The 16,335-nt window shown below is 44.6% G+C and carries 11 protein-coding genes; 10 read left to right on the forward strand and 1 reads right to left on the reverse strand.

The genetic code is table 11. The annotated features are described in order from the left end of the window. The first annotated feature begins 42 nt into the window (after positions 1-42). The 4 genes from C161_RS16150 (at position 43) to C161_RS16160 (ending at position 7,155) form a co-directional block, all read left to right on the forward strand. A complete protein-coding gene (locus C161_RS16150) occupies positions 43-924 on the forward strand; it encodes a LysR family transcriptional regulator (protein WP_036615383.1) in 882 nt (293 codons plus the stop codon). Between the two features lie 226 nt (positions 925-1,150). Further along, positions 1,151-1,297 (forward strand): hypothetical protein, encoded by a 147-nt coding sequence (locus tag C161_RS32780; RefSeq protein WP_200868520.1) that lies wholly within the window; start codon positions 1,151-1,153, stop codon positions 1,295-1,297. A 395-nt stretch (positions 1,298-1,692) separates the two neighbouring features. Beyond that, the gene (locus tag C161_RS16155) at positions 1,693-3,285 is read left to right on the forward strand and encodes a glycoside hydrolase family 32 protein (protein WP_076317774.1); all 1,593 of its coding nucleotides are present in this window, start codon (positions 1,693-1,695) and stop codon (positions 3,283-3,285) included. A gap of 66 nt (positions 3,286-3,351) precedes the next feature. After that, complete coding sequence (locus C161_RS16160; RefSeq protein WP_051449768.1) at positions 3,352-7,155, forward strand: GH32 C-terminal domain-containing protein; 3,804 nt, start codon at positions 3,352-3,354, stop codon at positions 7,153-7,155. 106 nt (positions 7,156-7,261) lie between these two features. On the opposite strand, the gene C161_RS16165 is transcribed toward C161_RS16160, so the two are convergent. Next, a complete protein-coding gene (locus tag C161_RS16165; protein ID WP_235193832.1) occupies positions 7,262-8,908 on the reverse strand; it encodes a PucR family transcriptional regulator in 1,647 nt (548 codons plus the stop codon). A gap of 217 nt (positions 8,909-9,125) precedes the next feature. On the opposite strand from C161_RS16165, the gene C161_RS16170 reads away from it, so the two are divergent. The 6 genes from C161_RS16170 (at position 9,126) to C161_RS16195 (ending at position 16,323) form a co-directional block, all read left to right on the forward strand. Beyond that, a complete protein-coding gene (locus C161_RS16170) occupies positions 9,126-10,385 on the forward strand; it encodes an amidohydrolase family protein (RefSeq protein WP_051449769.1) in 1,260 nt (419 codons plus the stop codon). A gap of 23 nt (positions 10,386-10,408) precedes the next feature. Then, positions 10,409-11,629 carry an amidohydrolase family protein gene (locus C161_RS16175; protein ID WP_036671472.1) on the forward strand — a complete coding sequence of 407 codons (1,221 nt, stop codon included), beginning with the start codon at positions 10,409-10,411 and terminating at the stop codon, positions 11,627-11,629. Positions 11,630-11,961: 332 nt separating this feature from the next. Further along, a complete protein-coding gene (locus C161_RS16180) occupies positions 11,962-12,894 on the forward strand; it encodes an ABC transporter permease (protein ID WP_036615375.1) in 933 nt (310 codons plus the stop codon). Positions 12,895-12,911: 17 nt separating this feature from the next. After that, positions 12,912-13,793 (forward strand): carbohydrate ABC transporter permease, encoded by an 882-nt coding sequence (locus C161_RS16185; RefSeq protein WP_036671483.1) that lies wholly within the window; start codon positions 12,912-12,914, stop codon positions 13,791-13,793. 57 nt (positions 13,794-13,850) lie between these two features. After that, a complete protein-coding gene (locus tag C161_RS16190; protein WP_051449770.1) occupies positions 13,851-15,344 on the forward strand; it encodes an ABC transporter substrate-binding protein in 1,494 nt (497 codons plus the stop codon). 16 nt (positions 15,345-15,360) lie between these two features. Then, the gene (locus C161_RS16195; RefSeq protein ID WP_036671486.1) at positions 15,361-16,323 is read left to right on the forward strand and encodes an amidohydrolase family protein; all 963 of its coding nucleotides are present in this window, start codon (positions 15,361-15,363) and stop codon (positions 16,321-16,323) included. Positions 16,324-16,335: the final 12 nt, after the last annotated feature.

Raw genomic sequence — 16,335 nt, forward strand, 5'->3', positions numbered from 1 at the left:
ATAGAAATGATGAATATTATTAATATATGGAGGGGTGTTTTAATGGAACTTACACAATTGGAATACTTTATGACCGTTGCACAGCTTGAACATATGACCTTAGCCTCCAAAAAACTCGGTATTACTCAGCCAGCGTTAAGTCATGCAATTGCCAAGCTTGAAAACGAGATAGGAGCTCCTTTATTTGAGAGAAATGGACGAAATATTAAGCTGAACCGCAACGGTACTATGTTCTCTAAATGGATTGGTAGGGCCCTACATAATATTGAAAATGGTCTAAAGGAAATCGAAGAGTGGTCCAACCCGGATACTGGTGTGATTACGTTGTCTTATCTAAATATTCTCGGTGTTGAATTGATCCCTAGCCTAATTCGGAGTTATCAATTGAAGTATCCCAAAGTTCGGTTCGAATTGACACAAGGGAACTTAGGAGATATTGATGAACATCTGGAGCAAGGATTCTCGGATATTATGATTACATCGAGGGAATCTACTTTGGATAATCATCACTGGAAGACGATTAAAAATGTTCCTTTATACATTGTTGTTCCCTCCCAACATCGTTATGCAGATTGTAGCGCTCTTAGTTTGACAGAGCTGTCTGGCGAGCCTTTTATTGGATTGAAAAACAACTGTGGATTAAAAGCAACGATCATATCCCGGTTCCGACATACCGGATTTTTTCTTGCTTCGGCTTATGAAGCGGAGGACCTGATCACTGTAGCCGGTTTTATAAAGTCGGGTCTAGGTGTATCAGTACTGCCTAAGACGCTGGGGTTGATGTTAGATGAATTGGTCTGGATCCCTATCATTGATGAAGGATGGTACTGGGAAATAGGATTAAAGTGGAGAGATGATCATAATATTTCCCCAGCAGCGAAAAGGTTTATTGAATATGTGGATACTTTACATCAAGGAGAATGACCGCCAAATTTTTTAGTTTTGAAAAGAAATTCTGAGAAAACAATCATACTTTATTGTATTTGAACACAAGGAAAAAATCCTTTTACAATCATTGGCAGTGCGTTATAATACAATCACCAGGTAGATAACAAACAAAAAAGTGAAATATTGTAATACCAGTCACACTCGGCTCATCATAGTTCTTTGAGCCGCTTATCACAACATAATAGATATCGGAGGTATGGTTATGGTCAAGAAGAAAATTTCCACAGCCCTCAGTGCAGCTTTAATCGTTTCTATGCTGGCTACTGGCCTAATAGTCACTATCCAAGGTAACACAACGTTAGAGGTAGCGAAGTCAGCAGGGGATAAAAAGGTTGAAGTTATTAAATGAAGGCAAGACGTTAATTAATTAACCTGCCGCGGGAAATGAACATATTCCTATTGAAGTCGCTATTTTAGCGGCTTTTTTTGTTTTATCGGTAAAATTGGGTTTAATACTAACGAATATTTTGTTGAACAAGTAAAGAGAAGTTTAGATGCAACCTTTTTTACATTTGTAAACCATTAGGTTTAAAGCAATAAAAAAATGATTAAGTCAACTTAAATAAAAAATTGTTTTTTTCTATAATCAATCATAAAATGTGCAAATGTAAACTAAAACAGATATATACATAAATAATAATGTTCATTTAAACAAAAATACTTTGACAAATGAAAACGAGTGGCTTATTTTGTTAATAAGGAATGCAAATTACTTTTTTAGATTTTAAATAGCCTTAAGGGAGCGTGAATAAAATTAAAAAAGTACATCTATCAGGTGAAAATAATATCAGCAAAGATCCAGAAAACTTTATTTATAAAAATGAATACCGACCGCAAATACATTATTCCCCTAAGGGAAATTGGATTAACGATCCTAACGGAATGGTTTATTACGAAGGAGAGTATCACCTTTTCTACCAATATACTCCCCATGATACGCAGCCTGACTTCGACAGAATGCATTGGGGACATGCAGTAAGTAATGATTTAGTACATTGGGATGAACTCCCACCAGCCATCTCACCTGGGGAAGATGGAGCGATCTTTTCGGGAAGTGCGGTAGTCGATAAGAACAATACAAGCGGATTCTTCAACGAAGCAGGATCAGGATTGGTTGCAATTTATACTAATAATGGTAACAACGCTCAACCCGGTAAACCGCAGGTTCAAAGCATCGCTTACAGTAAGGACAATGGTCGAACCTGGACAAAGTATGAAGGTAACCCTGTTTTATTCCCCACGGAGACGCTAGACTTTCGAGACCCAAAAGTATTCTGGCATGAAGAATCCTCAAACTGGGTAATGGTTCTTGCTGTAAGTGACCATGTAGAATTTTACACATCTTCGAATCTTAAGGATTGGTTTTTTGCAAGCGGTTTCGGTTCTGATATTCCAGGCATACATCGTGGGATTTTTGAATGTCCTGATGTTTTTAAACTCCAAGTGGATGAGGACCCTAATACCACTAAATGGATTCTGACACTAAGTATCGGAGATAGAAATGGCGTAAATCCAAACGATTCAGAACCACCCGCAGGCGGTTCTGGCATGATGTATTTTATAGGTCACTTTGATGGTAAGGTTTTTACACTAGATGAAACATTGGAATCATTCGATACAATCCAATGGATAGATTACGGATCTGACTTTTACGCGGCCGTGACCTGGGATGGTATACCGAATGAGGATGGGCGAAAGATTTGGGTCGGCTGGATGAATAATTGGCGTTATGCTTCCACTCTTCCTTCTAAAGAATGGCGTGGCCATATGTCCATCCCACGAGAGATTCAGCTCAGGACGTATTCGGAAGGACTTCGCTTAATTCAAGCACCCATAAGTGAGTTAAATCAACTTAGAAGATCAATTCTGTCTCTACAAGACATTACGATTAAACCAGATATGAACGTTTTGTCTGATGTTTCTGCTACAAAGATGGAAATTATTGCGGAATTCGAAATCGGTAATGCAATAGAATTTGGGTTCAAGGTGCGAAAGTCTTCCTCTTCCAACCAGGAGACAGTCATCGGATATAATGTCTTGAATGAGGAGTTGTTTGTCGATCGAACGAAGTCAAACGCTGTTGATTTCCATCCCGATTTTGCTACAAAACACAAGGCCCCTATGAAGCCAGAGCATAGACGGATACAGTTGAGCATCTATGTTGATTGGTCAAGTGTAGAGATCTTTGGCAACAATGGGACAACTATCATTTCAGACACGATTTTCCCCGACTTGGGAAGTAGAGGGCTGGAACTCTATGCCATTGGCGGAGAACTAAAGGTCGTGTCGCTTCAAATCAATGATCTCGTAAGCATTTGGGAAAATCAACCGAACTGAACTGGTTGTCCAAAACCAATTAAATTTGAACCAACTTCACAATATTATTAGAAAAGAGGGTATGGAATGAAAGATAAATCTAAATTCGCAATATGTCTTCTGATGGCAACGGGATTAGCTCTGACTTCAAACGGGATTTTTACATCTAAATCAATTGCGGCTAGTGCTGTACTTGCAGATCAGGAAACAAATAAACAGGCAAAGGAGGAGCTTGATATTTTTGAAAGCGCATCCAAATCAAATACCAATCTGATAGGCTGGCAAGTGAAAGGAAAAGGAGGATTAGAGGATACTTCAGAAGGAATCTTGCTAACTTCACAGCCTAAAGAAAATGTAATGGCCATCTCAGAGACAGTGTCCGATGATTTTATCTATGAAGCTGATGTCATGATCAGGGATACGAAGGCGGATGCAACATTGTTGTTTCGATCTAATGAGGATGGCTTTAGCTCGTACATGCTGCAAATCGTTCCGGACGCAGGCCTGATTCGGTTAAGAGATGCAAGAAATGGAGATGGGAAATTAAAGGAGGAGCGTAAAGTTTCTGTTGAAATGGGGCAAATCTATCATCTCAAAGTGAAGGCAGTGGGTTCCTCGCTAAAAGTATATTGGGGCAATCAATATAAACCATTAATTGATGTTCAGGACATTTCGTATCAAAGCGGAAAGCTTGGACTCCATGTATGGGATGGATCCGCCTTGTTTTCGAACATCGTGGTGAGTGATCTGAAAGGTAATTTGGGGCCGGTGATTTCTAGCAAGGGAAAATGGCAACCTGATATCAACGGCAAAAGAGGGACGGTAGAACAGGGGAGCATAGCACAGCAAATCTATAACAAAGAGGCGACTGATATGGTCTATGAAGGGAATATTACCCTTCGTCCTGATTCTATTGCAGCTCTCGCATTTCGATCTTCAACCGATGGAGCTGAAGGATATGAAGCTACTCTTACGAAGGAAGGAGATCAGGTCCGTGTAAGTTTGACGAATACAAAAGGAACAGTAATTGCAAGTTCGCAACGTACTTATCCGAGTCAGATGGGAGCCAAACATCATGTGGAAATCAAGGCAAAGGGAGATCGAATTCAGGTCTTCCTGGACGGATACACTACGGCCGCGATTGACGTGAAAGATTCAACCTACAGGAGTGGAAGTACCGGAATCGTCGTAAAAAAGGGGACGGCTTACTTTCAGGATACTTATGTAACGGAACTGAGCCAATATTACAATGAGATATATCGTCCACAATATCATTACACGCCAATACGTGGTTCAGCGAGTGATCCGAATGGACTTGTCTACTTCGAAGGAGAATATCATCTCTTCCATCAGGATGGAGGAACATGGGCGCATGCGGTAAGTAAAGATATGCTGAACTGGAAACGGCTTCCGATTGCACTTCCCTGGAATGATCACGGACATGTCTGGTCTGGGTCGGCTATTGCGGATATGACAAATGCATCTGGTTTATTCGGAGATTCAGGAGGCAAGGGCCTTATTGCATATTATACTTCCTTTAACCCAGATAGCCCGAATGGGAACCAGCGTATAGGTCTGGCATACAGTAAAGACCAAGGTCGTACTTGGGAGTATTCGAAGGAACGCCCGATTGTGATCGAGAACCCGGGTAAGAGCGGAAATGAAGCTGGGAATTGGGATTTCCGCGATCCGAAAGTGATCCGTGATGATGAGAATAACCGCTGGGTTATGGTTGTGTCCGGAGGAGATCATATTCGTTTCTACACGTCAACGAACTTACTTGACTGGACATTGACAGATAATTGGGGATATGGGGATTACGTCCGCGGAGGCGTATGGGAATGCCCTGATTTGTTCCAGCTTCCGGTAGACGGAACGTCACAGAAGAAGTGGGTTATGATGATCAGTACAGGAGCGAATCCCAAAACAGGCGGATCAGATGCCGAGTATTTTATCGGTCATTTAACAGCTGATGGTAAATTCGTGAACGATAATCCGGCGGGTAAGGTACTAAGAACAGATTTTGGTAAAGAGTTTTACGCTTCGATGTCTTTCGCTAACATGCCTGATCATCGCACAGTGATGATGGCGTGGATGACGAATTGGGACTATCCGTTCGCTTTCCCAACGTCCAATTGGAAAGGTGAACTAACCATTCCGAGAGAAGTATCATTGGTAACAACCAAAGATGGAATTCGGATGACGCAAAGTCCAATCAAAGAATTGGAATCACTGCGTAAACCTTTGTACTCTGCTTCTAACAAGTCGGTGAGTCCTTCTTCCGGGAATCTGCTAAAAGGTATTATTTCAGGTGCTTACGAAATTGAAGCTGAAATTGAAATCCCTGAAACCAGCACAGCGACCGAGTTTGGCTTTAACATTCGTGAGGGTGCAAATCAGAAGACGGTCGTGGGTTATAAGGCAAGCGATAGTAATATGTTTGTGGACCGAACTGCATCCGGTGAAACGGATTTTTCTAACCTATTTAGTAAGAAACATGAAGCGCCTACGCAAATGGAGAATAATCGGATCAAGATGCGTATTCTTGTGGATGAATCTTCTGTTGAAGCCTTTGGTAACAACGGCAAAGTCGTCTTTTCAGATGTAATATTTCCGGATCCTGCTAGTAGAGCGATGAGTTTTTACGTGAAAGGTGGGAATGTGAACGTTGTTTCCTTGAAAGTGCATCAACTTCAATCTGTCTGGAATGAGGACATTCCTTCAAAAGCTCAAATAAAGATGGATACGAGGGTTCGGGAACTGGGGGTAGGCGAGTCGGATACACTGCAGGCGATGGTCGAGTATGGCCCAGGTCTAGGCGTTCAACCGCTGAAGTGGAGTTCCAGTAATAACGACGTAATAGCCATAGACTTGGTAGACAATTCACATGCAGTTATTAAGGCAAAAAAAGAAGGGGAGTCCACAGTCACTGTATCTACTCCGAATGGTAAAGCTTCCAGTAGTGTGCTCATTAAAGTCTCAGGTGGCGAGTTCCGGACAAACCTGAGTGGATGGACTAAAGATCTGTCTGCTGCTTCATGGTTAGTTAGTGAACATGGGATTCGTGGTAAGTATTTTAGCGATGCGAATTATATTGCCAAAGAGAAGGCTGGGAACTTTACGTATGAAGCAGACATGATGCTCGGTGAAACAGGAGGGGCAGGTTCTATTTTGTTCAGGGCTAGCGAAGATGGTCGCAGTGGTTATTATCTGAATCTAGACCCTAACATGAAGGCCATTCGTCTTTTCTATAAAATCAATGGAGGATTTGAAGAACGTCAGGTTCTTGCAAAAGTACCAACGTTCATTCAGCCAGGTCATACGTATAAGGTGAAAATAGAAGCGCATGGTCCGCATATTGTCGTTCACGTGGACAGTCAAAAAGTGATAGATATCATGGATGGTACTTTTGCAGAAGGCCACTTTGGACTCCATGTTTTTGGCGGCTCCGCATCTTATCAGAACGTCAATGTGAGCAACGGTGAACCTGCAAACATCACCAAGTCCAGTCTTATAAATGCCGCAACACAAAAATCCATTTATACCGTGAACCTTGTCAACGGGGAGCCGGTTACCTTGCAAGATACAAGTGCAGCTTCCGTCCAGAAGTGGGTATTTGTTCCGACAGGTGACGAAGAAGGTTCGTATTCGATTCGTACTACGGCCGGTCAGACGCTTGATCTGGATATAGGGCAAAACAAACTTCAGCTGTATCATTACTTAGGGTACAACAACCAGCGTTGGGTCCTTCACGAGAACAAAGACGGATCAGTTCATATTACTTCAGCTCATCATCAAAAAGCATTAGAGGTATCGGAAGATGGGACCGAACTCTTCTTAAGTGAACTGAATCCATCACTTGATCGACAAAAGTGGATATTAGCAAAATAATCAAAGTTTATTCCATAATGGCGTAACTAATAGATATTCCAATAAAGAAGTGTCGTGGGAAGGGACATTGTTCAATTCAAGTCGCTATTATAGCGGCTTTTTTCTTTTAATCTTGTCCTAACAGAGGTTCGATGGCTATCGCTATGCGGATTCGTAAGCTTTCAGTTGGATCTTTGAGTTTCACACCCAGGATTTTTTCACACTTTTCCAGTCGATACACCACCGTATTTCGATGAACGAAAAGTTGCTTGGATGTTTCGACAAGCTGGCATTGTGTATCGTAAAAAGCGTTTAAGGTGCGCAGCAACTCTTTTTTTTCATGTTCGTCTGCAATCTGCAGCAGTCCGTTTAAGGTCGCGTCGTAAAATTGTTTCAGTTCGTTGTGGGGAAGCATGTGGAATAAATATCCGATGTCCTTGGCTTGGTAAGATTGGACAAATTGCTTGCGTTTTAGCCAGTAGCCGAATTGCAATGCATTAACCGCTTCTGTATAAGAATGACGAACGCCGAGTACATTTGTTGCAGGTTTGCCAATGCCGATAGACAGACTCAGTCCTGTCTCAACATGCAGCTCTTTAAGCATTCCTGACAACTGCTCGGTGATTTTCGCCTCATCCCACCCCGACTCAGGGATAGATAACAGAAGACAGTAGGTATCATGTTTGGTAAACATGACGAAGGAATGATCTAACCCACCAAAAAGACGTTTGATGTGTTCATATTGCTCTTCTTGCTCCGTGATATTATCTCCTTTCGGAGGCGCCGAACCTTCGTGATTAGGAAATCTTTGATGTATGTGATGCACCTCGTCATTACGCATGGTCAGCACAACGCTTGCACGCCCCTTGATAAGCCCACATCTCTTGCCGCGGTTCAGCGCCTCCTGCTCAGAAGTGATATATCCCTCAATCAGATCGGAGAAGAACTCGTTTTTGTGCCTGCGGGAGCGCTCTTTGACAGCCTGTGATTTGGTCAGCTCCATTCCAATGACATTGGAGGCCTGTTCAAGCGTCAGACCGAAAAGCCCAGTCCATTGATCCGGTGAATGAAAGGATAACAAATAGCCTTCGTGGCGGTAAGTTTTTACTGGATATACCAGCATGCAGCAACGCTCTCGGACTGATGAGTTGATGAAGCACAACGAAGTGGGACTAGAAATATCGGACAAGTCTTGAAGTGTATTTACAGCGGCTGCAGTGAGTTCAGCAACACTTGTATTCTGGCTGGAAGCAGAGATAGTTTGCCATTTGTAGTTTAACAGAACGACTGGGGATGAGAACAGTTTGGACAGAGAATCGATAATGCTGGAAATTCCTTTGCCGCGCATGATCATCTCGGAGAATTTTTTGTGGATGCTGAGTGCATATTGCAGTTCGTCGCTCTTGTTATTCAGAATCACACTGGTCGATCGCTGCAAAATTTCGCCAAGGGATAGACGGACATCGGAAATTTCGATGATGGGAAATTCGTTCTGATCCGCTTCCCAAAGTATTTCATCAGGGATTGGCAGTTCAAAGCGCTTGGTTTTGATGGCCAACCCCGAGCACTTAAGACGCTGCATGTCCCTGATTAGTTGAATAAACATCTCAGGCTGCTGTTTCATGAAAAAACCGTTGGTCAGCAAGAGCTCGTTTGGCCTTAGAAAGTGAATGATATCCGGACAGTCCATAATGTTGACCGTTTGAACCTCACGTACTAGACCCTTATGCCCCGTAATCACTCTAGCATCATCGTAAATGCCGTTTTTCAGCAAATCTGTCAGCAGCACATCGAGCCATCCCTTTCTGGAACAAGTTATTTTATTGTTAAGTAATATAACACTACGATCATGTGGAGTAAATATCTTTGGTTTGATCATCCAAGATTGCTAATTATTTTTATCCTTTTCATCCAATGATTTCTCAGAAGGAGTGAATTATGCTTAAAGTGTTTCTTGCGTGTAATAAAAGCGTACATGAACGGAGGATGTAATGATTGATCTACTTATCACAGATACGGTGATTTCCGGGGATGAAAGGCGAATGGATGTCGGGATATCCTCAGGCAAGATTGCATTTGTCACGCCATGCGGGGAAAGGAAAACCGAAGCGTCTCGTGTAGTGCAAGGCGAAGGGGGCTTATTGCTGCCCGGATTCGTCGAGCCGCATATTCATTTGGAAAAAGCATATTTGCTGGATTCCATGGATCGGGAGGCGGAGTCTCTCCAGGACGCGATTCAGATAACATCCAAACTGAAAAGTTCGTTCACAAGGGAGGATATGTACCGGCGCTCACTGGTTGTCATTCGGGAAGCCGTCAGGAATGGTGTAACCCATATGCGTTGCCATGCAGAGGTCGATCCGGTTCTTGGACTCAGAGCTGTCGAATCTGCTCTTCGTCTCAAACAATCCTTAAAACATCAACTGGATTTACAGGTAGTTGCCTTTCCGCAAGAAGGGGTGTATAAGAGTCCGGGGACTGCTGGGCTGATGGAAGAGGCCATTCGTATGGGAGCCGATGTGATTGGAGGAATCACTTATCAGGACGCAGATCTGCGAGAGCACTTGGATTTTGCATTTGGTCTGGCAGGGAAGTACGGAAAACCGCTGGATTTTCACGCCGATTTTTCGGTCGATTCCAACGACCGTGCCGTTGTGGAAATTGCAAAAAGGACAATTGCTGCAGGAATGCAGGGGCATGTAGCCGCTGGACATGTAACCTCGCTCGGTTCCCTCCCTGAACACGAAGCTTTGGCTATCGGAGAGCTTCTGTGTCGTGCCGGGATCAGCATCATTACGTTGCCGATGACAGACCTCTTTTTGAATGGAAGAGAAGGCCCAGAAGGACATCATAGAGGTCTCACTCCCGTGAAACTGCTGCAGGATTGTGGAGTGAATGTGGCAATTGGCGTCAATAATGTGCGCAACCCATTCACGCCGTTTGGCAAGGCAGACCCGATTGAGGCTGCCTGGCTATTGGCAATTACTTCGTACATGGGCGGCAAACGGGATGCGTTCATCTTGACCAACATGCTGACGCATAACGCGGCACAGGCGTTAGGCATTGAGAATTATGGCGTTAAGGTTGGCGCTCCGGCTGATATGGTATTGTTCCGAGAGCGGTCGGAAAGGGAAGTGCTGCTTAATAAACCGGAGGCCCGTACGGTCTGGAAATCAGGATTACAGGTAGCTTGTACTGACTCAAAACCATTGGAATTACCTTGGTTGTCGGATCGGATCGAAACAATTTGATTATGATGTAAGGGGATGGAGTTATGGAGAAAGGGTTAACACTCGTAAAAAATGTCAAATGGTCGGAAAACCTGTTTGATCTAACGATTGATCAAGCAACTGGACTTATTGTCAGCATTGAGACTGCCGGAACGGATGCGGATCTCACATCTGTAAATATTGCCGGTAGGGCGACAACCGTCATTGACGCGGACGGGCTCCACTATGTACCGCCAATGGCAGATATGCATACCCATCTGGACAAGCATTTTATTGGTGAGCCGTGGAAATCTTTGCAGCCGTTTGTCACGCTGCCCGGCCAGTTGGAATTTGAGAAAAGCATGTTGGGAGAACTACCGACCGGGGCGGGAGAACGTGCGAAACGAATGTTGGATTTAATGTTAGCCCAAGGTACAACGGCAATCCGCACACACGTTGACGTCGATCCACAAATTGGTCTCTCTCATCTTGAGGAGGTCTTGGAAGTGCGTGAGATGTACCGGGGACGCATTGAGATAGAAATTGTGGCGTTTCCCCAGCAAGGCCTGCTTCGGTCTGACTCCGTTTCCGTCATGCGGCAAGCGCTTCGTGCTGGAGCCAACTATGTTGGTGGTGTGGATCCGGCCGGACTGGACCGCCGGGTGGATGCCAGTCTGGAAGCCATGTTTGAACTTGCGACAGAATTCTCTGCGGGCATCGACTTGCATCTGCATGACCCGAGTCATCTCGGAATATACACGATCAGCCGCTTCGCCGAACTGACAGAACAAGCCGGTATGTCCGGCCGTACTGCGGTAAGCCATGCCTATTGTTTGGGCCAGGTTGGGGAAACGGAGGTACGCTCACTCGCAGAAAGGTTGTGTGCGACCGGCGTAGCCATCATGACGAGTGTGCCCATTGATAGGCCCATGCCCCCCATCAAACTGTTGATGGAAACGGGAGTGTCCGTGCATATCGGTTCCGATAACATTTTGGATTCGTGGAGCCCATTCGGAAATGGCGATATGCTCTCCCGTGGGTCACGTCTCGCTGAAGCATCCGGTTGGGTGGAAGACTTCTGGCTGTTAGAAACGTACAAGCTTATTTCCAATGCGCCATTAACTCCAAAAGTGGGTGAACGAGGCACTTTCTCGTTGGTAAATGCCATAAATGCGATGCATGCGTTGGCTGCAGCACCTCCACGCGAAGCTGTATTTTCGGGTGGTGTGCTTGTTGGTGGTCGAATGTTTCCGAACAGCAGACAGATGGCAGCCATCCATTCGTAACAATCTTTAATATACATGAAGCAGCGCATCCTTTTTCAGGTGCGTTGCTTTTTGGCATGAAAAGGCTGATCACATGACGTATAAAACATCGCTCAATGCAGTGCATGTCATAAAACATTACATTTAAATTGAAATAGGATTTTCTTTTGGTGTAACAATCCAAATGAAATCATTTTTTTTAGTGAATCACACCAATGACTGAGGCTTACTTACATCGTATTATTCATATAAGAACAATTTTGAGTCACATTAACTGACATTCATAGAATAGGAGGGATGTTGGAGGAGTTACACAAACCAAACATCATTGTTACGAACAGGGGGAGAGAGACATGCGTCGAGGTTTCCATGCAAACCGCATCCAAAATATCAGAAAGCATGGGCTGTTATTGGTCATGATTTTGCCGGGCATCGTCTATCTGTTCATCAACAATTACTTGCCCATGTTCGGCATTGTGATTGCGTTCAAAGATATCAATTTTGCAAAAGGAATCTGGGGAAGTGACTGGGTAGGCTTCGATAATTTCGCCTATCTGTTCCAAACGCAGGATGCTTGGGTGATTACCCGAAACACGTTACTCTACAACGGCGCATTTATCGTGCTTGGAACAGTGCTCTCCATAGCTGTGGCCGTATTGTTGAACGAGGTAAAAAAGCGATTTGCCTCCCGACTGTACCAAAGCATCATTTTGCTGCCCTATCTGATCTCGATGGTCATTGTCGCTTACTTGGTTCTGGCATTGCTCAACGAGGAAAACGGATTCGTCAATCATTACGTGCTTCCTTTGCTGGGGATTGACCCCGTGTCGTGGTATGCGGATTCAGGTAAATGGCCCTTTATATTAAGTGTCGTATATCTGTGGAAAAACGTTGGTTATACATGCATTGTTTATCTGGCCTCAATTGTAGGCATCAGCCAAGAATATTATGAATCCGCTACGCTGGACGGTGCATCCAAGTGGAGGCAAGTCTGGAGCATTACCCTTCCTTTGCTTAAACCCACGATGGTCATTATGGTGCTTCTTGCAGTGGGACGCATCTTCAATTCCGATTTCGGTTTGTTCTATCAGGTTCCGCTGAATTCGGGTGCACTGCAAACGACTACCGATGTCATTGACACATACGTTTATCGTGGATTGATGACTTTTGGGGATTTCGGAATGTCATCCGCTGCCGGACTTTATCAGTCCATAGTCGGTTTTCTGTTAGTATTGACGACCAATGCGATCGTTCGTCGCAAAAACCGGGATTTGGCGCTGTTTTAGCTAAGGGGGAGGACAACATGTATTCAAATAGGATATATCAAATAGCTGTTCACCTCGTGCTCATCATGATGGGAATCGCTGCAGTGTTTCCGTTTATACTTCTGATATCCGCTTCCCTAACCGAGGAACAAGCCATTATCAGGGATGGTTATCGTTTGTTACCAGCTCAATTCAGCTTCGATGCTTATGTGTATCTGTTTAATCAGTATTCGTTGATTCTGCGGTCGTATGGAATTACGACGTTCATCACGGTCGTGGGCACAATCGTTGGGTTGTTGATCACAACCCTGGTCGCTTACCCGCTATCCAGAAATGTGCTTCCATTTCGTTCGTTCCTGTCCTTCTTCGTATTTTTCACCCTGCTTTTCAATGGGGGGCTGGTGCCGATGTACCTGGTTTATACGGACCTCTTCCATTTGAAAGATACCATCTGGTCGCTAATCATCCCGAATTTACTGACCAACGGGTTCTACATTTTGTTGATGAGCAGTTTCTTTTCCACATCCATTCCTGGAGAAGTCGTGGAGTCAGCCTATGTGGATGGAGCCAACGAATGGGTTATTTATTGCAAAATCGTTCTCCCGCTTGCTCTCCCAAGCCTGGCAACCATTGGTCTGATGCTCATGATTTCGTATTGGAACGATTGGTTTAACGGTCTGATCTTCATCAATGATGGAAGCCTCTACAGCATTCAAAATCTGCTTAATCGAATGTTGTCTGATGTCCAGTACTTGCAGCAAAACAGTCTGTCTGGCCAGACGGCTGTTGTCTCATCCGTACCTCTCGGCAGTGTGAGAATGGCTATTGCCGTAATCGGCGTGTTGCCACTGATCGTAGCGTATCCGTTTTTCCAGAAGTTCTTCGTCAAGGGATTGACCATTGGTGCCGTAAAAGGTTAGTCATTGCTTCGTATCCAAGATGTCTCATCCAAAAGCAAACACGGGGAGTGAATGAAGATGTTTAGAAAAAGATTACCTGCGGGTTTCATAACGGTAATGTCCTTAATTTGTGCGGCCCCTCTATTGTTGACGGCATGCGGAAATCCAGACAGTAAGGAGGGAGCAGAACCTGGGAAAGCTTCAGCAACAGATATGTATGAAGTGGTCATGACGTATCCAGCTTTTGGGGATGTAACAGATGTTAAGGAAATTCAGGAAGCCATCAGTGATATTACAGCGGAAAAGGTAGGCGCCACCGTGAAGCTCTTGCCTGTTAATGGATCGAACTATGCCAATCAAATGAACTTGATGCTGGCGGGCAGCGAGAAACTGGATCTGGTGTATACCAGCGTATGGTTCGGCCTTGAATCCCAAATCGGCAGGGGGCAGTTACTGCCCATGGACGAATCGCTGAATGAATTTGGTAAAAAGATACTGGAGGCTGTTCCGGAGGAAGCCGCAGAAGCCGGGAAGATGAATGGCGAAACATATGGCGTTCCCAGCATTAAAGCTTGGGCACTTTCCCCCAGTTTTGTGATGGACAAAGAGCTTGCCGATAAACATGCTATTGACCTTAGCGCCATAAAAACCTGGAATGATATCTCTGCTGTATTGCAGCTTATCAAGGACAAGGAGCCGGGTGTCACGCCGATTGTCAGCTATAACTCACAGGAAACACCCGGACAAGCCATGCTGAATTTTGATCCATTGGGAACAGCACCTGGCGTACTGGATTTTGGCGGGGAGGACTTCACCGTGCAGAACCTTTTTGCGACTTCGCGGTTCTCCACAATGGCTGACCTGATGCGTGATTGGTATCAAAAAGGTTATTTCAGCAAAGATGTCGCAACGTCACAGGAAACGGGCTCCAATCTGATCAAGGCAGGCAAAGCCTTCTCGTATATCCGGAATATCAATGAATGTTACTCGGAATCACTTGCGGCTGGGACTGAACTTGTATGCGTCCCCCTTGAGGATTCGTATATGACGCGAAATAGCGTAGCTTCCAACATGATGTCTTTGGCAAGGAACAGTGAGCAGCCGGATAAGGCGATTCAAGTATTGGAACTGTTTTACTCGGACGAAGCAGTCATTAATCTGTTTACGAATGGGATCGAAGGCAAGCATTATGTTAAACGGGATAATGACCTAATCGGCAAGCCGGATGGCTTTACTGCAACAGGATACGATTCAAACCAATATGCCGTGGGGAACAATTTCCTGTCCTATATATGGGAAGGGAACGATCCTGACATGTGGGAGCACTTGAGGGGCGAAAATGAGAGTGCCGTAAAATCAAGGGCGATGGGTTTCAGCTTCGACATCAATCCGGTCAAAACACAAATTACCTCGGTGGCCAACGTCCAAAACCAGTATGATGCAGGCTTTCAGACAGGAACTTTTGACCCGTCAGAACTGGGTGCTTATCTCGACAAACTAAAGAATGCAGGCGTAGAGAAAATATTGACGGAAAAGCAAAACCAGTTAAACCAATGGCTTGAAAATAAATAGAAGGAGCTGATCACGCATGTTTAATCCTGTCATTGATGTTCACCACCATATCATCTCTAAAGAAATGCAACGAAAGCAGCGGGAGCTGGGAATGGAAATTCCAAGTTTTATGCCGAAGTGGACGCCCGAGATCGGGATGCAAAAAATGGATGTATGTGACATCTCGTTTTCATTCCTTTCGGCCCCGTCAGACCTGACGTTCATCGACCAATCTTCTGCCAACGCATTGGCACGTAAAATGAATGAAGAGCTCGCATCGTATGCTCAACTTCATCCTGAGCGGTATGGTGCGTTTGCAACGCTTCCGCTGCCGGATCCCGCAGCAGCCATGAAAGAAACCTTGTATGCACTTGATGTTCTTGGGATGGATGGTGTTGCAATGCTGACAAGTTATCAGGGGAAATATTTAAGCCATCCGGATTACACCGAATTGTTAACCGAATTGGATCGACGCAGTGCTGTTGTGTTTCTGCATCCCATCCTCATACCGCAAAAAATCGCTGGGCTTAGTCCTGCATTGCTTGAGGGCACCTTCGATACAACGCGGGCTGTCACTACGATGGCTGTTCATCGCATTTTCGACCAATATCCATCCATTACGTTCATTCTTCCCCATACAGGGGGCATGGTGCCGTATATCAAATGGAGAATTGCGCTTGCCGCCATCGGGCAAGATTCGATTCAGGTTGAAACAACACCGGAACAATTTCAAGCTGAAATAGCCAAACTGGACCACCTTTATTATGATTCCACGTTGAACCTCGGCACGATCCAAAAGTTGATTGCGCCTGATCGGATTCTGTTCGGAGCGGACATACCTTGGCCAGCGGACAGCGTCCTTCGGATACAACGGGAGTCGGTATTCCATGAAGCACAGCAGATCAGCGAAGAAAACGCGAAAGCGATCGCTTATGGCAATGCCTTTCGTCTATTTCCCCGCATTTCTAAGCTTTTTGATATAGAGAAAAATTTAATTTAAAGTGTTAGGAAA

This window comes from Paenibacillus sp. FSL R5-192, assembly GCF_000517845.1.
In the GTDB taxonomy this organism is placed as follows: Bacteria; Bacillota; Bacilli; order Paenibacillales; family Paenibacillaceae; genus Paenibacillus; species Paenibacillus amylolyticus.